This window comes from uncultured Arthrobacter sp. (assembly GCF_902805515.1).
Taxonomy (GTDB): Bacteria; Actinomycetota; Actinomycetes; order Actinomycetales; family Micrococcaceae; genus Arthrobacter_D.
This window is the reverse complement of sequence record NZ_CADCTE010000042.1, coordinates 1-16119: the sequence shown is the minus strand read 5'-3', so window position 1 is coordinate 16119 and position 16119 is coordinate 1. Positions and strand designations below refer to the sequence as shown.

At 70.0% G+C, this 16119-nt stretch carries 18 protein-coding genes and 2 tRNA genes; 8 read left to right on the top strand and 12 right to left on the bottom strand.

All coding sequences use genetic code 11. The annotated features are described in order from the left end of the window. Positions 1 to 109 precede the first annotated feature (109 nt). The 5 genes from QZX79_RS03695 (at position 110) to QZX79_RS03675 (ending at position 4208) form a co-directional block, all read left to right on the top strand. Positions 110 to 1078 (top strand): NUDIX hydrolase, encoded by a 969-nt coding sequence (locus tag QZX79_RS03695; RefSeq protein WP_294564816.1) that lies wholly within the window; start codon positions 110 to 112, stop codon positions 1076 to 1078. Between the two features lie 51 nt (positions 1079 to 1129). Beyond that, entirely contained in the window at positions 1130 to 1954 is an 825-nt protein-coding gene (locus tag QZX79_RS03690; RefSeq protein ID WP_294564814.1) for a thymidylate synthase, read from the top strand. Beyond that, positions 1951 to 2508 (top strand): dihydrofolate reductase, encoded by a 558-nt coding sequence (locus tag QZX79_RS03685; protein ID WP_294564812.1) that lies wholly within the window; start codon positions 1951 to 1953, stop codon positions 2506 to 2508. Before QZX79_RS03690 ends, QZX79_RS03685 begins: the two co-directional genes overlap by 4 nt. Positions 2509 to 2584: 76 nt before the next feature. Further along, entirely contained in the window at positions 2585 to 3730 is a 1146-nt protein-coding gene (asd, locus tag QZX79_RS03680; protein WP_120164647.1) for an aspartate-semialdehyde dehydrogenase, read from the top strand. A gap of 49 nt (positions 3731 to 3779) precedes the next feature. Further along, positions 3780 to 4208, top strand: a complete 429-nt coding sequence (locus QZX79_RS03675) for a hypothetical protein (protein ID WP_294564806.1) — start codon at positions 3780 to 3782, stop codon at positions 4206 to 4208. A 151-nt stretch (positions 4209 to 4359) separates the two neighbouring features. On the opposite strand, the gene QZX79_RS03670 is transcribed toward QZX79_RS03675, so the two are convergent. The 7 genes from QZX79_RS03670 to QZX79_RS03640 all read right to left on the bottom strand — a co-directional run bounded on the left by QZX79_RS03670 (position 4360) and on the right by QZX79_RS03640 (position 9769). Further along, positions 4360 to 5469: a UDP-N-acetylmuramate dehydrogenase gene (locus QZX79_RS03670; RefSeq protein WP_294564803.1), complete on the bottom strand. Its 1110-nt coding sequence runs from the start codon at positions 5467 to 5469 to the stop codon at positions 4360 to 4362. Further along, the gene (locus tag QZX79_RS03665; RefSeq protein ID WP_294564800.1) at positions 5466 to 5906 is read right to left on the bottom strand and encodes a MaoC family dehydratase; all 441 of its coding nucleotides are present in this window, start codon (positions 5904 to 5906) and stop codon (positions 5466 to 5468) included. Before QZX79_RS03665 ends, QZX79_RS03670 begins: the two co-directional genes overlap by 4 nt. After that, a complete protein-coding gene (locus tag QZX79_RS03660; protein WP_294564797.1) occupies positions 5903 to 6355 on the bottom strand; it encodes a MaoC family dehydratase N-terminal domain-containing protein in 453 nt (150 codons plus the stop codon). Before QZX79_RS03660 ends, QZX79_RS03665 begins: the two co-directional genes overlap by 4 nt. Positions 6356 to 6432: 77 nt before the next feature. Then, the gene (locus QZX79_RS03655; protein ID WP_120164637.1) at positions 6433 to 6669 is read right to left on the bottom strand and encodes a hypothetical protein; all 237 of its coding nucleotides are present in this window, start codon (positions 6667 to 6669) and stop codon (positions 6433 to 6435) included. A gap of 20 nt (positions 6670 to 6689) precedes the next feature. Continuing rightward, positions 6690 to 7613 (bottom strand): DUF2797 domain-containing protein, encoded by a 924-nt coding sequence (locus tag QZX79_RS03650; RefSeq protein ID WP_294564791.1) that lies wholly within the window; start codon positions 7611 to 7613, stop codon positions 6690 to 6692. A gap of 45 nt (positions 7614 to 7658) precedes the next feature. Beyond that, positions 7659 to 8225, bottom strand: a complete 567-nt coding sequence (locus tag QZX79_RS03645; RefSeq protein ID WP_294564788.1) for a type 1 glutamine amidotransferase domain-containing protein — start codon at positions 8223 to 8225, stop codon at positions 7659 to 7661. A gap of 83 nt (positions 8226 to 8308) precedes the next feature. Continuing rightward, positions 8309 to 9769 (bottom strand): ATPase, encoded by a 1461-nt coding sequence (locus tag QZX79_RS03640; RefSeq protein WP_294564784.1) that lies wholly within the window; start codon positions 9767 to 9769, stop codon positions 8309 to 8311. 152 nt (positions 9770 to 9921) lie between these two features. On the opposite strand from QZX79_RS03640, the gene QZX79_RS03635 reads away from it, so the two are divergent. Further along, positions 9922 to 11127, top strand: a complete 1206-nt coding sequence (locus QZX79_RS03635) for a low temperature requirement protein A (RefSeq protein WP_294564781.1) — start codon at positions 9922 to 9924, stop codon at positions 11125 to 11127. A gap of 78 nt (positions 11128 to 11205) precedes the next feature. Here QZX79_RS03635 and QZX79_RS03630 read toward each other — a convergent pair whose 3' ends face one another. Continuing rightward, positions 11206 to 11787 (bottom strand): helix-turn-helix domain-containing protein, encoded by a 582-nt coding sequence (locus QZX79_RS03630; RefSeq protein WP_294564779.1) that lies wholly within the window; start codon positions 11785 to 11787, stop codon positions 11206 to 11208. Positions 11788 to 11893: 106 nt separating this feature from the next. Between QZX79_RS03630 and QZX79_RS03625 the strand changes: the two genes are divergently transcribed. Beyond that, entirely contained in the window at positions 11894 to 12940 is a 1047-nt protein-coding gene (locus QZX79_RS03625; RefSeq protein WP_294564776.1) for an NAD(P)/FAD-dependent oxidoreductase, read from the top strand. Then, positions 12930 to 13598, top strand: a complete 669-nt coding sequence (locus QZX79_RS03620; protein WP_294564773.1) for a bifunctional 2-polyprenyl-6-hydroxyphenol methylase/3-demethylubiquinol 3-O-methyltransferase UbiG — start codon at positions 12930 to 12932, stop codon at positions 13596 to 13598. Before QZX79_RS03625 ends, QZX79_RS03620 begins: the two co-directional genes overlap by 11 nt. 81 nt (positions 13599 to 13679) lie before the next feature. Here QZX79_RS03620 and QZX79_RS03615 read toward each other — a convergent pair whose 3' ends face one another. The 4 genes from QZX79_RS03615 to QZX79_RS03600 all read right to left on the bottom strand — a co-directional run. After that, positions 13680 to 14678: a hypothetical protein gene (locus QZX79_RS03615; protein ID WP_294564771.1), complete on the bottom strand. Its 999-nt coding sequence runs from the start codon at positions 14676 to 14678 to the stop codon at positions 13680 to 13682. 456 nt (positions 14679 to 15134) lie between these two features. Further along, positions 15135 to 15208, bottom strand: a tRNA-Met gene (locus QZX79_RS03610). 54 nt (positions 15209 to 15262) lie between these two features. Continuing rightward, a tRNA-Thr gene (locus tag QZX79_RS03605) sits at positions 15263 to 15334 on the bottom strand. Positions 15335 to 15462: 128 nt separating this feature from the next. Further along, positions 15463 to 16119 (bottom strand): DbpA RNA binding domain-containing protein (locus QZX79_RS03600; RefSeq protein WP_294564769.1); only part of this gene is annotated, 657 nt, incomplete at its 5' end.

The window sequence follows — 16119 nt, the reverse complement described above, 5'->3', positions numbered from 1 at the left end:
CCGGAGCCTGGACCCGGCACGCCAAGGACGAGAACGGCGAGGACCTCGGCGACATCCAGTCCTGGCTGCTCGCTTCCCGTGCCCGGCAGCGCGCCGCCATCCGCCGCTGATGTCCGCCGACGTCCAGAGTCCGGCCGACGCCGCGCCGTCGGCCACCGAGGTGGCTGTCACCGCCGCCGGCACCCTATGCTGGCGGACCGAAAAGGGCCGCCTCGAGGTGCTGCTGATCCACCGTCCGCGCTACGACGACTGGTCCTGGCCCAAGGGCAAGCTCGACGACGGGGAGACCACCCCGGAGTGCGCCGTCCGCGAGACGCACGAAGAGGTGGGCCTCAAGGTCCACCTCGGCATACCGCTGCCGTCCATCGACTACGAGGTGTCCTCCGGACGCAAGGTGGTCCACTACTGGGCCGCGAAGGCCGACCGCCTCAAGCCCGTCCCGGACGGCAAAGAGGTTGACGAGTACCTGTGGTGCAGCCCGGACAAGGCGCGCCTCCTGCTGACCAACCCCTCCGACGTGGAGCCGCTCGATGCCCTCGAGGAGGCCCACGAACGCCGGGACCTCGGCACCTGGCCGCTGATCGTCGTCCGCCATGCCAAGGCCAAGCCGCGCTCCTCCTGGAGCCGGGCCGAGGGCGAACGCCCGCTCGCCGCCACCGGCCGGCGCCAGGCGGTGGCTGTGAGCCGGCTGCTGCAGGCCTGGCGGCCCGAGCGGGTCATCAGCAGCCCGTGGGCCCGGTGCGTCCAGACGGTCTCGCCCTACGTCGCAAAGGCCGACGCGAAGCTGAAGCTTGTCGACGCCATCACCGAGCACGACGCGGCCCGGAAACCGGGGCGCGCCCGGGTGGCCATGGAGAAGGTCTTCGACAAGCGCAACCCGGTGGCGATCTGCACACACCGGCCGGTCCTGCCCCTGGTCTTCGGGGTGCTGCGCGGGCACATGGCGGCGCACCTGGCCGCCCTGCTGCCGGTCACCGACCCGTACCTGTCACCGGGCGAGGCGGTCATCTGCCAGGTCAGTTCCGTCAACCACGGGCGCATCGTGTCCGTGGAGCAGTACCGCGCCTACGACGACTGACACGCCGGAGCACCGAGAGGCGCCCCGGCCGGTCCTCGCTAGACTGGCATGGTGAGCACACCCCTGAACACCCCGTATGAAGACCTGCTGCGCGATGTGATGGTCAACGGCACGGCCAAGTCCGACCGGACCGGCACCGGAACCCGCAGCGTCTTCGGACGCCAGCTGCGCTTCGACCTGCGCGAATCCTTCCCGCTGATCACCACCAAGCGGGTGCACTTCAAATCCGTCGCCCTGGAGCTGCTCTGGTTCCTGCGCGGGGAGTCGAACGTCCGCTGGCTCCAGGAACAGGGCGTGTCCATCTGGGACGAGTGGGCCGACGCCGACGGCGAGCTCGGCCCGGTCTACGGGGTGCAGTGGCGCTCCTGGCCCACCCCGGACGGCGGACACATCGACCAGATCGCCGCCGTCATCGAGGGCCTGAAGACGAATCCCGACTCCCGGCGGCACATCGTGTCGGCCTGGAACGTCTCGGAGATCTCGAACATGGCCCTTCCCCCGTGCCACGCGTTCTTCCAGTTCTACGTCGAGCCCTCCCCCGAGGGCCCGGGCCGGCTGTCCTGCCAGCTGTACCAGCGGTCGGCCGACACCTTCCTCGGCGTTCCGTTCAACATCGCCTCCTACGCCCTGCTGACCCTTATGGTGGCCCAGCAGGCCGGGCTGGAGCCCGGGGAGTTCATCTGGACCGGCGGGGACGTGCACATCTACGACAACCACGTCGAGCAGGTCACCGAGCAGCTCTCCCGCGAGCCCTACCCCTACCCACGGCTGCGGCTCACCCGCACCCCGGAGAGCATCTCCGATTACACCCTCGAGGACTTCGAGGTGCTCGACTACCGGCACCACCCCACGATCAAGGCTCCGATCGCCGTATGAACTTCGAGGATGTCACAGTAATCGACGCGGTTGACGGCGAGCCGGTGATCGGCCTGATCTGGGCGCAGACCGAGGACGGGGTGATCGGCAAGGACGGCGGCATGCCCTGGCATGTCCCCGAGGACCTGGCCCACTTCCGCAGGATCACCACCGGCCATCCGGTCATCATGGGCCGGCGCACCTGGGAGTCCTTCCCCGCGAAGTACCGCCCGCTGCCGGACCGCACCAACATCGTCGTCAGCTCCTCCGGCCCGCTTGAGGGCGCCGTCGTCGTCGGTTCCCTCCAGGACGCGCTCGCCGAGGCGCGGCGCGCCCCCGGCGCGGAGCAGATCTGGATCATCGGCGGCGGGAAGCTGTACGCCGAAGCGGTCGCCGAGGCCAACGCGGCGGTGGTCACCGTCATCGAGACCGACACCGACGGCGACACCTACGCGCCGGTGCTCGGCCCGGAGTGGGAGCTGAAGGGCGTCAGCCCCGCCGGGGGCTGGCTGGACAGCACCGCCGGCACCCGGTACCGGCTGAGCCTGTGGGCGCGCGGGTCCCAAACGGCCTGAGGCAGGGCGTCCAGCCGGACCGGCGGCCGGCGTAACCGTTCCCGCACCGCACGCCGGGCTCGCCTAAGCTTGGAGGATGACCTCCGCAGCAAGCACCTCCCCCCTGCCCTCCGTCGGCTTCGTCGGCTGGCGCGGCATGGTCGGCTCCGTCCTCATGCAGCGCCTCCAGGACGAGGGCGACTTCCGCCTGTTCAACCCCGTGTTCTTCTCCACCTCCAACGCCGGCGGACCCGCGCCGTCCTTCGCCGAGGGCGCCGGGAAGCTCGAGAACGCCTACGACGTCGAGACGCTGGCGAAGCTGCCGATCATCGTCACCGCCCAGGGCGGCGCCTACACCTCGGAGGTGCACCCCAAGCTGCGCGACGCCGGCTGGGACGGGCTGTGGATCGACGCCGCCTCCACCCTGCGGATGGAGCCCGAGTCGATCATTGTGCTTGACCCGGTGAACCGCGCGGTCATCGACGCCGGGCTGGCCAGCGGCGTGAAGGACTTTATCGGTGGCAACTGCACCGTCTCCTGCATGCTCATGGGCCTCGGCGGGCTGTTCCGCAACGGCCTGGTGGAGTGGGGCACCTCGATGACCTACCAGGCCGCCTCGGGCGGCGGGGCCCGGCACATGCGCGAACTGCTCACCCAGTTCGGCGCCCTTCACTCGAGCGTGCTCACCCACCTCGACGACCCGGCCTCGGCCATCCTCGAGATCGACCGGGCCGTGCTGGCCCAGCAGCGCAACCCGGAGCTTGACGCCTCACAGTTCGGGGTGCCGCTGGCCGGCTCGGTGATCCCGTGGATCGACGCCGACCTCGGCAACGGCCAGTCCCGCGAGGAATGGAAGGCCGGAGCGGAGACCAATAAGATCCTGGGCACCGGCGACGGCGGGCGGATCCCCTTCGACGGGCTGTGCGTGCGGATCGGCGCCATGCGCTCCCACTCGCAGGCGCTGACCCTGAAGCTGACCGAGGACCTGCCGGTGGCCGAGATCGAGCGCCTGATTGCGGCCGACAACGAGTGGGTGAAGGTGGTTCCCAACACCAAGGAGGCCTCCGTGGCCGAGCTGACCCCGGTGGCCGCGACCGGATCCCTGGAGATCCCCGTGGGACGCATCCGAAAGCTCGAAATGGGCCCGAAGTACATCAGCGCGTTCACCGTGGGCGACCAGCTGCTGTGGGGCGCCGCCGAGCCGCTGCGCCGGATGCTGCTCATCAGTACCGGGAACCTGTAGCCGGCACCCGGCGCGTGGAACTGTCAGAGGGCGGAGGCAGAATACCGGCATGGAACACACCGACGTCGACGCCATCCTGACCGGTTTCTTCGCAGCCAGCGCCCGCGGCCGGCACCCGGAAACGGTGATCCGGTACGGGCGCGTGGAGGCCGGGCTGAGGTCCTACCTCGAGGGCGAGGGGGCGCGCTCGCTGCCGCCGGAGGCGGCGGCGCTGCTTGAGCTTGAACGCCAGTTCTCCCCCGACGCCGCGTACGTGCGCCTCATGGGCGCCGCGGAGCTCCTCCACGCCCTGCCGGGATTCCTCGGCGTGCGCTGGCTGGCGGCGGACTTCCACGACCGGCTGGCCCAGATCAGCCTCGCCTCCCGCCTGGCGCAGTGGCTGTGCACCCGCCAGCTGGTGGACCGGAAGGCCCAGTGGGGCGACGTCCTGCTGACCCGTGCCGCCGCCGAGCATGCGCGGCGCACCTCGGTCACGTAGCCGCGGTCCTTAGCGGCCCGCCGGGCTCACAGCGTGCCGGGCCGACAGAATGCCGTGCTTACACACCGCCGGGCCGACAGAATGCCGCGCTTAGACCGCCGTGCTTAGACCGCCGGCGCAGCCACGCCGGGGCGGACCGGAGTGGCGGCCCTCAGGGTGTGCTGGGCGCCGGGAGCGCGCACCCGATCAGCAGCGGTTCGGGCTGCAGCCGGATCCCGAACTTCGCCTCAACCCCGTCTGCCACCAGTCCGGCCACGGCCAGCAGGTCCCGGGCGGCGGCGCCGCCGCGGTTGGTCAGCGCCAGGGTGTGCTTTGTCGACAGCGAGGCCCGGCCGCCCGCCGCGGCGAAGCCGGCGTCACCGGCCAGGCCGAAGCCCTTGGCGAAACCGGCACGCTCGATCAGCCAGGCGGCGCTGAGCTTCACCTTGTCCGGGTCAGAGACCGGGTACCGGGGGGCGTCCTCCGGCAGGCCCTCCGCGGCCGCGGCGTCGACGATCGGGTTGGTGAAGAAGGACCCGGTGCTGAAGGTGTCGCGGTCCTGCGCATCGAGGACCATTCCCTTGGCTGCGCGCAGCCGGAGTACCTCGCGGCGCACGTCGTTGGCGTAGGCCCGTTTGCCGACTTCCACGCCCAGGGCGCGGGCCAGTTCGGCGTACTTCACCGGCGCGCTCATGCGGCCGAGCGCGAGCTGGAATTCGACGGCGAGGACCACGTAGCGCGGCGAGCCGTTGACGGTCGTCTGCTTCAGCAGCGAGTCCCGGTACCCGAAGCGGAGTTCGAAGTTGGTGAAGCTCTTCACCGCCGAGCTTTGCCGGTCCCAGGTGCGCACCGTGGCGATCGTCTGGGACACGTCGGAGCCGTACGCGCCGACGTTCTGGACCGGCGTCGCCCCAGTCGAGCCGGGGATGCCCGAGAGCGCCTCGAGGCCGGAGAAGGCGTGCTTCACCGTGTACTCGACGAGCTGGTCCCAGTCCTGCCCGGCCTGCGCCCGAACCATGACCCCGCCGCAGGTGGCGTCGTCGTCGTTCACGGTGAAACCGTCCGAGGCGATGCGGACCACCGTGCCCTCGAAGCCTTCATCGGCGATGACGAGGTTCGAGCCGCCGGCCAGGATGAGCAGCGGCTCGCCCGCGTCGTCGGCGGTGCGGACGGCGTCGATGATCTCCTGTTCGGAGCGTGCCTCGATGAGGGTGCGGGCGGGCCCCCCGACCCCTGCCGTGGTGAGGTCTGCCAGCGGCGTGCCGGTTGCCTGCGGGCTCATGACAGGCGCACCACGGCCTGGGCCTTCACGAGGACCTTCTGGCCCTCGAAGGTCACCGTGAGATCGATCCGCGCCGTTGCCTCCTCGGGATCCAGCGCCCCGATGGTTCCCCGGACCTCGAGGACGGCACCCGGGACCCCGGGCTGCGCCGTGGTGTCGGCGACCACGACGGGCTTGGTGAAGCGCGTCTGGTAGTCGATGACGGAGCCCGGATCTCCGGTCCAGTCGGTGACCAGCTGCACGGCGGCGCCCATGGTGAACATGCCGTGGGCGATCACCCCGGGCAGCCCGACGCCCTGGGCGAAGTCGGAATTCCAGTGGATGGGATTGAAGTCCCCGGAGGCCCCGGCGTAGCGCACCAGGTCCTGGCGGGTCACCGGAATCGTCACGGACCCGATTTCCTGCCCGACGGTCAGTTCGGCTGCTGGGATGCTCACTGCTGCTCCTCTCCCCGGACGAGCAGGGATGATGTTGTCGTGGCGGTCCGCACACCGTCCACTGTTGAGATTTCGGCGCGCGTGGTGATCATCGCCCCGCCGCCCATGGCCCGCACCGAATCGACGTGCAGTGCGGCGACGAGTTCGTCCCCGGCGACGATGGGCCGGTGGTGGGTGAAGCGCTGGTCGGCGTGGACCACCCGGGAGAAGTCAATGCCGGCGCCCGGATCGGTGATGAGCTGGGCGTCCGCGCGCTGCGCCACGACGATGGCGAACGTCGGCGGCGCCACCAGGTCGGCGTACCCGAGGGCCCGGGCCGTTTCGACGTCGTAGTGGGAGGGATGGGTGGCCTTGACCGCGCGGGCGAAGTCGCGGATCGCTTCGCGCCCCACGGTGTACACCTCACCGGCGGGGTAGCTGCGTCCCTGCAGGTCGGGGTTGATGGTCATGGGGTCCTCCGGGAGGTCGCGGGCGGCGGGCTGGATTCAAGCGTAATCGAGCGGCCGGCTCGGTGGCCGGTCGGGACTCAGCGGGGCGCTGCGGAGCTCCGGCGCCGCCGGGCGTCGCGGGTCCGCACCACCATGCCGGCGATGTGGCACAGCAGGCCCGCGCCGATCACCGGCATCGCGGCGAACACCGCGGCCTCGGCGTCGGCTGCAGCCCCTGCCACGGCGAGCGCGATGCCGGCGCCGGTGAGGATCAGCGCGGAGATCAGGAGCCTGCGGTAGAGCACCGATCCCGTGTCCCAGGGTGTGTTGAGCATCCCTTCATCCTACCGCGGCCCTAGAAGAGGGACTCCTGGACGGCCGGCACGGCGGTCGTGTAGTCCCCCGGTGCGATCCGCCGCCCCTTGAGGCGGGACAGGTCCGCGAGGAAACGCAGCGGGGCGCCGTCGAGGCTGACGAGGGCGCAGGAGCCCAGCAGCGGGCCGACGGCGAACCCGTGGTCGCCGCTCTCGAGGTCCCCCGGGTAGGGCTGGACCCCGCCGGCCGTCAACACCTCCTGCCACGACGGCGGCGGATCGAACTCCTCGGTGACGACGGTGAAGCCCTCGAGCTCCATCCCCTCCCGCAGCAGCCGCCGGGCCGACTCGGCGAAACCCGTGTTGATACCGGCGAGCCGCTCCGGGGGCAGGGGCCGGCGGAGCGCCTCGGCCTTCGCCGCCGAGCGCACGGCCTGCGGCAGGCCCACGCTGCGCGTCACCTCGTCCTCCAGGACGCGCACCACCCGCCCGTTGTCCGCGAGGGCCACGTAGGAGGCGGTGACGGCGCCCTGTTCAACGAGCCGCCCGCGCTTGCGCTTGGCCGAGGCGGTGCCGACCTTGGTGGCGCCGTCGGCGAAGGTCGCCACGTACAGCCAGTGCGGCTCGTCGAGGTAGCGTTTCAGACCCTCAGGGGCGATCCCCGAGCGGTGGAAGTCGTGCATGAAGCGCAGGTCGTCCTGGGCGAAGCAGGGACCGCACTGGTAGCCCCGCTCGGCCTCGGCCTGCCGCGGGCAGGGCACGTGCGTGCGGGTCTCGGCGTCGCGGACCCGGTAGGAGCCCAGGCAGTACCGCACTCCGGCGGGGCCGAGCGTGCGGTAACCGAGCCGGGAGCCCGGCCGCAGCGGCAGGTCCGTCCGGACGCCGTCCGGGTCGGCGAGGACCAGGGCAGGGGCCTCGCCGTGCCAGGCCACCCCGCTGCACAGGTAGCGTCCACCGGGATTCACCAATTCAGCTTAGGCCACCGGCGGGATTGCGGCCCCGTGCCGGGCTCAGGCGGTCTGGCCCTCGTGCTCGCCCTCTTCGATCTCCTCAAGGAGCTTGTCGTTGAAGGCCTCGAGGTCTCCGGGATTGCGGCTCGTGACCAGGCCCTGGTCCACCACCACTTCCTCATCGCTCCAGTTCGCTCCGGCGTTGCGCAGGTCGGTCGCGAGGGTGTGGTACGAGGTGACGTCGCGCCCCTTGAGCACCCCGGCCTCGATCAGCAGCCACGGCCCGTGGCAGATCGACGCGACCGGCTTGTGCTGTTCAAAGAAGGCGCGGGCGAAGCCCTGGGCGTCCTTGTCGACGCGCAGGTAGTCGGCATTGATGACCCCTCCGGGCAGGACCAGCGCATGGAAGTCCTCGGCGGAGGCGTCGGCGACCGCGAGGTCGACGGCGAAGGTCTCGCCCTTGTCGACGCCGTCGAACCCCTGGATCTTCCCGGTCTTCGGCGCCACGAGGACCGGTTCCCCGCCGGCTTCCTTCACCGCGTTCCAGGGGCTGGTCAGTTCGATCTGCTCGACGCCGTCCGTGAGCAGGAACGCGACTTTCTTTCCCGTCAGGTCATGTGCTGCCATGGTTGCTCCTCCACTGGAGATTTCTGCTGACGGGTTAAGCCTAGGAAATCCAGCGACTAGTAAGCAAGCTGATGAACCGTGGCTCAGAGGCCTTCGGCCACCGCCGCCGCCGCGGCGAGCCAGGCCCGCTGGGTAGCGGGACGCAGGGAGCCGTAGCGGATCCTGCCCTTCAGCAGGGCGGGGTCGAAGGGGATGGTGACGGCGCTGCGGGCCAGCTCGGTGAAGCCCGCGGCGATGGCCTGGGCCTGGGCCGCGGTGCCGTTCTTGTCGGACTGGCTGACGATGACCACCGCGTTACGGGAGAGCTGCTCGTAGTCGCCGCCGCGGGCCCGCAGGGCCTCAAGCAGCAGGGCCCCGGCCTCGGCGTGCTCCTCGAGGGTGGTGGTGGCGATGACCAGTTGGTGGGTGTGGTGGAGCATGCGCAGCCACCGTTCGGCCGTCTCGTCGTTGCCCGAATCCACGACATTGAGCCGGAAATACTTCGAGGCGACCTCGTGCAGGGCGTCGAAGTCCCGCGAGGTGACCTTCTGCTCCGAGGCCAGCACGTCGGGCTTGGAGCGCAGCACGTCGTACTTGTCTTCGGTCTGGTGGTGGACGTAGCGGGCGAGCAGCGCCGACTGGGCGGACGGCGCGAGCAGGGCGCCGGTCTGCGGGAGCAGGTCGAGCACGGTGGCTTCGTGCGGGCCCTGCTCGGTCCGCCACCCGAGGGTGCCGCGGGTTTCGTTGTTGTCCCAGGCCAGGACGGGCCCGCCCCCGTTGCGTGCGAACACCGCCGCGAGCATCACGGTGGTCGGGGTCTTGTTGGCCCCGCCCTTGCCGTTCACGACGGCGATCGTCCGCGGGCCCGGCCAGTGCTGGCTCACGGCGCGGGTGTGCGCGCGCACCGTCAGTTCCGCGGCGGACGGCGGAATCCGCACACCGATGCGGGTCAGGGCTCCCCGCAGGCCGGTTTCGGCGGGCACCACTGCCGTGTCGGGGGTGAGGAAGGAGCGGCGGCCGGTCCGCGCCGCGGAGGCGCGCTGGCGGGTGACCGGAGGGTCGGCCGGCTGCGGGGGAAGCTCCGCCAAGGGTTCGGTGCCGAACGCTCCGCGCGGCGCCCGGCCGTGCTCAATCAGTTGGGACTCCCCCGGTTCGGCGTCGGGGAGGCCCGTGTCGGCGGGCTGGGACTCGATCGCTCCGGCGTTGGAAAGATCGGCCTCAAACGCCCGGGCGTCGGAGAGGTCGGCCTCAAAGGGCTCCGGCTCGTAGGGAACCGTGCCGTAGGGAACCGTGCCGTAGGGAACCGTGCCGTAGGGAACCGTGCCGTAGGGAACCGTGCCGTAGGGAACCGTGCCCGTCGTCCGGGCGCCGATCGAGGGGGCGTAGTCCGGCGCTGCGTCGGGCCCGTACGCGGCCGGAGTGCCATCGGGCTCCCCATCGGCGGGCAGCGGCTCCCACCGGTCGCCCGGGTCCCCCTCGAGCAGGGACTGGCGGCGCCGGCTCGCCCTCGTGGGGTAGGTGTCGTTCGTGCTGTCGGCGCTCCATACGGAGTCACGTTCGGTCATGTAAGTCCATCCCCCCGCACACCTGACGGGGCGGCTGCTTAGCGGTCATTGCCTTCGCCCATCCTATAAGTACCCTGATTGTCGAAGCCGCAGGCGAGTAACAGTGGGTTCGGATCGGAGACACCGCCCGGCCCGCAATTTATGCTTTCCGTATGTTTCCCGCCTTCCGATCGATGCGCCAGGTCCGGGTCTCAAACGAGTCCCACCGGGTCACAACCTTCGAACTCTTCTTCGACCTCGTCTTCGTTTTCGCCTTCACCCAGGTCACCGGATTCATGGCCCACGAACACACGGGCCTCGGTGTGCTCCAGGGCATGATCATCCTGGGCATCCTCTGGTGGTCCTGGGTCTGCTATTCCTGGCTCGCCAACCAGACCCACGTCGACGAGGGAATTGTGCGGCTCGGGATGTCGCTCGCCATGATGGCGATGTTCATCGCGGCCCTGACCATCCCGGAGGCCTTCCACGACATGGCCGGCGGCCTGGACGGACCGCTCGTGTTCGCGGTGGCCTACTTCGTCGTGCGCCTGGTTCACATCGGGCTGTACCTGGTCGCCGCCGGGGACGACGCCCCGCTCCGGCGCCAGGTGATCAAGACCTCGAGCGCCATGTTCACCGGCTCCGCCATCATCATCACCGGGGCGCTCATCGGCGGGCCGTCCCAGACGTGGTTCTGGCTGGCCGGCCTCGCCGCGGATATCACCCTGACCTACCTCACCTCCGCCGGGGGCAACTGGCGGGTCCATTCCGCCGCCCACTGGACCGAGCGTTACGGGCTCATCGTGATCCTCGCCCTGGGCGAGTCGATCATCTCCATCGGCGTCGGCGCCTCGGAACGCCCGGTGAGCACCCTGATGATCCTGGGCGCGGTCTTCGGCGTCGGCCTGTCGATCTGCCTGTGGTGGCTGTACTTCGATGTCTTGGCGATCGCGGCCGAGCACGTGCTGGCACGCCTCCGCGGGCAGGCGCGGTCGGCTCTCGCCGTCGACGCCTACACCTACCTCCACCTCCCGCTGATCGCCGGGGTCGTGCTGTCGGCGCTCGGGGTCGAGGATGCCCTGGCGCACCTCGATGAATCGTCCGGCTACGGCTGGCTGGGGGCCGGCGCCCTGCTGGGCGGGACGGCGCTGTATCTCCTGGCCCATGCGGCGTTCTGGCGCAGGGTCGGCGGGTACTGGAAAACGTGGCGGCTCAGCACCGCCGCCGTCCTGCTGGCCCTGATCCCGGCCGCCTCCGGGTTCGCCCCGCTGGCGGCGCTGGGCCTTGTCTTCGGACTGTGCGCGCTGCTCGTCGCCGTGGAGACCACCGTCTACGCGGAGAAGCGGGCGGAGATCCGCCAGAGCCACTCACCGGCGTAATCCGGCATGTCCGCCGATCGGGCGCCCCGCCGCGCGGCGTCCTCCGCCCGCTGGCCCGCCGGGCATCCCCGCCTGCTCCTAGGCCTTGGGCCGGGCCCGGACGTGCATCTTCTCCCCCTGGTGGCCGAACAGGCTGAGGAACTCCACCGGGTGCTCGTCGGCGGAGGCGAACCAGTGAGGGGTATGGGTGTCGAATTCGGCGGCCTCCCCGGGCCCCAGGACGAAGTCCTTGTCGCCGAGCACGAGGCGCAGGCGTCCATTGAGGATGTACAGCCACTCATACCCTTCGTGCACGCGGAGCTCGGGTTCACCCTTCCGCGCGTCGGCGGCGAGCACCATCTTGTACGCCTGCAGCCCGCCGGGCCGGCGGGTCAGGGGAAGGGCCGTCATGCCGCTGTGCCGGATCGGCCGCAGATGGATCCGCGGATCCCCGGTGGTCGGCGCGCCGACGAGGTCGTCCAGCGGCACCTGGAACAGTCGGGCCAGGGGCAGGAGCAGTTCGAGGTTGGGGCGCCGCTGGCCGCCCTCGAGGCGCGACAGGGTGCTCGCCGAGACGCCAGTGGCCTCGGACACCTCACCGAGGGTCAGCCCCCGCTGCTGGCGCAGTGCGCGCAACCGTGGGCCCATGGCGTCAAAAACCGATGAAAGATCATTCTCCATCCCCGCATCTTGCCATATCGGCAAGGAATGTTGCCAGCACTCCCAACCGGCGGGAGAGTGGATACGAGGACGCCGACGGTAGGCGCCTCGGAAAAGGAGAAGCACCATGCAAGACTCTTCGCGCTATGACGTCGTGATCATCGGCGGCGGCCCGGCCGGACTCAGCGCGGCGGTGGCCCTCGGCCGGTCGCTGCGCACCACGGCCGTGATCGACTCCGGGTCGCCGCGGAACGCCCCCGCGGCCGGGGTCCACAACTTCCTGTCCCGCGATGGAGTGCCGCCGCTCGAGCTGGTGGCGGCCGGCCGGACCGAGGCGGCGTCCTACGGGTCGGTCCTGATCGATGCGGAGGCGGTGGACATCGAGAAGGATCCGGAGGGGTTCACCGTCACCCTTGGCGGTGGCGGGCGGCTCTCCGGCCGGCGCCTGCTCGTGACGACCGGGCTCACCGACGAACTGCCCGACGTCCAGGGGCTCGCCGCGCACTGGGGTTCCGGCGTCATCCACTGCCCCTACTGCCACGGGTACGAGGCCCGCGGCCGGGCCATCGGCGTCCTGGCGACCGGTCCGATGGCCATGCACCAGGTCCAGATGTTCCGGCAGCTCAGCAGCGAGGTCACGCTCTTCCTGCACACCGGACCGGAGCTCACCGACGATGAGTGGGAGCTTCTTGCGGCGCTGTCGGTGCGCGTCGTCTCCGGCAAGGTCGAAGCGGTCGAGGAGACGGACGGCTCGCTCTCGGGCGTGCGCCTCGAGTCCGGTGACGGCTTTCCGCTCGATGCCCTCGTCGTCGCACCGCGCTTCGCGGCGCGGTCGGCGCTGCTTGAGTCCCTCGGCGTGCGGATTACGGAGCACCCGATGGGCATCGGGTATTCGGCCGAGGTCGACCCGCAGGGCCGCACCTCCGTTCCCGGGGTGTGGGCGGCCGGCAACGTGGCGGATCCGGTGGCCCAGGTGATGGCCTCGTCTGCGGCGGGCCTGATGGCCGGGGCGGCGATCAACGGGGACCTCCTCGCCGAGGACGCGGCGGCCGCCGTGGAGCGGCACCGGGCAGGCGCCGGGCAGGCCCTTGGCGGGGCGCCGGCCGGGCACGACAATGGGACCACCACGGGGACACCCGACGGCACAGCGGAGCTGGAGAGCCATGCACACTGAGATGGATCAGGAGTTCTGGGACCGGCGCTACGCCGAGCACCATCGGGTGTGGAGCGGGAACCCGAATCCCCACCTCGTCACCACGGCCTCCGCGCTGCCTCCCGGGCGCGCGCTCGATGTCGGCTCCGGCGAGGGCGCCGACGCGCTGTGGCTGGCCCGCAGCGGGTGGCGGGTGACCGGCGTCGACATCTCCGAGGTGGCCCTCGGCCGGGCCCGCGAGCAGGCCCGGCTCGAGGACGCTGCGGTGGCCGCCCGCGTCGACTGGGTGCACGCCGACCTGATCGAGGCGCCGCCGGAACCAGGCGGCTTCGATCTGGTCTCGGCACAGTTCATGCAGCTGCCGGAACCGGCACGCTCGGTGCTGTTCGCCGGCCTCGCTGCCGCGGTGGCGCCGGGCGGCACGCTGCTCATTGTCGGGCACCACCCCTCGGACCTGCAGACGGCGGCGCGTCGGCCCCCGATGCCCGAGCTGTTCTACACCGCGGAGGACCTCATCCCCCTGCTCGACGGCGGCTGGGACATCACCGCCTCCGAGGCGCGTCCGCGTGCAGTCGAGGACGCGGCGGGCCACGCTGCGCTGGTCCGGGACACGGTGCTGCAGGCCCGCCGGCTGGGAACCAGCCAGGCACCGGCGCCGCACTCTGCGGGCCCGGCGTAACGCCCCTGTCGCAGGCACCCGCCTCGACGGGAGTGGTGCCGCAGCCGCGGCAGCCGCACACCTCCCGTCGGGCGGAAAGCCCTAGGTGGCGTTGCGAACTTCAAACGGCACGATCAAGATGCCCGAGGTGGTCGAGTTGCGACCGTGCCGGTCGTTGCAGTCGGCGCGCAGGAACAGCTTGTGCATGCCATTGGTCAGCCGGGTGGTGTCGATGCTGATTCGCCCGTCGTACTCCCCGCCCGCCCGCCGGAGGATCAGACCGGGAACATTGGCATGGAGATCCGGGTCGATGCGGACCTCATGGGCCGTCACCCGCGGGTCCCCCGCCTCGCCGTGCCACGCCATCCTGACGGCGGGTGACCAGGTGCCGCTGATGGGAATGTTGGGGACCGGAACAGTCGCGAGAGCGGCCTCACAGTAGCCGCCCTCGGCCAGTTCGCTCCCGGGCGCCGAGTACCATCCCTTACCGCGCAGATAGGGATCGCGGGAGACATCGCTCACGGCGCGGGTGGGGGACAGATCGACGTTGTACTGAAAGTTGAGGGAGGCGGTCATGCGGGCTGGTACTGTCCTGCCGCCCGCAGCAGGGTCTGCGACGTCGGAAAAGAAGCGCAGCCGCGTTTCCTTGAGGCCGTCGGTCGAGAAAATGGACGGATCAACCCGCACCTTGCCCCAACGGGTGCATGTACCTGGAGTGGGGCACGTCCAACCGGTTTGGTAGAGCTTGGACTGCGTCGTCTCAGTGGTCGCACCCTTCATGACGACCGCCACGTAGGGCGTCGAGGTCGTGCCGGTATTGACCTGCTGGCGACCGGGATCATGCAGAATCATCCGGATATCGAGGGTGAATGGCCCGGTCACGGTTTCGCGTTCAGGAATACAGGCTCCGACATGGATATGACCATGGTCTGTACCGGCAGGAATCGCGCCAGGGGTGGGCAGCCACCAGGACTGGGCATCCACAAAGTGACGCTTCTCGGGATAACCCGCACAGGTGAGAGGGTCAGGGGTGACGGCCACGGCCGGGGCGACGGGGGCGCCGAACGCGGTGCCCAGCACAAGGAGCAGTGCCACAACCATGCGCGCGGGTCGTTCGACATACCTCGGAGTAATCTGCCTTGGAGTTTTCTGCACACCGGACTCCGTTCGATGCTGGTCGTTTGAGATGGAGCAGCACCTGGCTGGGTGAGGTTGGTTGGCAACACTACGCGCGGCAGGGCTCTTGGAAGGGCCTGATCTGACTGGGTTAAGTCGGCGTTCAGGCCATCGCATGGGAATCGCCAGAGCCGCACGGCGGGTTGTTCTGGCGGTGCACGGGGATAAATGTACGTCTTCGCAGTCGTGAGGGAAAGAGACGGCTCTTTATGTTGCGAGAGGTCCGCGTGACGGTCGAGGACGCGGCGGGCCACTCTGCGTGGTTTGGGACACGCTTCGCCAGGCGGTCCCCACCCCGGACTCCTGCCAGCCGGGCCGGGGCTGCGAACCGGCCCTAAAAAAAATCCCCGAGGCCAACGGGGCCTCGGGGATTGCTATTTGTAGCGGTGGTGGGACTCGATCCCACGACCTCACGATTATGAGTCGTGCGCTCTAACCAGCTGAGCTACACCGCCCTAAATGAGTCTGCCCGCACCGATCGGATGATCGTCACGGGCCCCTCATTTACGAGCCCCCCACCGGAATCGATCCGGTGACCTCGTTCTTACCAAGAACGCGCTCTACCACTGAGCTAGGGGGGCAACGACAAGAAACTTTACCAGTTCCGAGCCGCTGTGCGAAATCAACAACCACCCTGGCGGGCGGACCCCTGATTCCGCTCCGGATCCCCGCCGTGGCGGGGATCCGAAGGGGTTAGTCTAGGTGATTTTCACCACTGGTCGGACTGCGCATTGGAGCGGCCGAGACCGGCTCCGGCAGCCTTGCCCGACCGCGGCTTGCGGGTGGCGTCGTTGGCGAAACGGGTGTCGCCGTCGCGCTTCTTGAAGTCCTTCGAATCCTTCGAGAATTCCTTCTTGAAGGGCTTCTTGAACTCGCCGGCCGGGCGCTCGCGGCTGGGCTTGCGGCCCTTGTCGAGCTCGAGGTGGATCAGCTCGCCGCCGATGCGGGTCTTCGACAGGGCGCGCCACTGGTCCTTGGAGAGCTCCGCGGGGAGTTCAACCAGGGTGTGGTCGGCGCGGATGTCGATGCCGCCGATCTGCGAGGAGGAAAGCCCGCCCTCGTTGGCGATGGCACCGACGATGGAGCCCGGCATGACGCGCTGGCGGCGTCCGACGGCGATCCGGTACGTCGCGTTGCCCTCGGTGAGGGTGCGTGTCGGCCCGCGGGACCCGAAGGCGTCCTTGCGGCCCTCGGCGCGCTCACGCTGGCCGGCGGGGGCCACCGGGATGTCCTGGACCAGGATCGGGTTGCCACCCTGGGCCATGACGGCAAGCGCCGCGGCGATCTCGGCGGCGGGAACGTTGTGCTCCTGCTCGTAGGTCGAGATGAGGTCGCGGAACGCCGCGACGTCCTCGCCGGCAAGGGT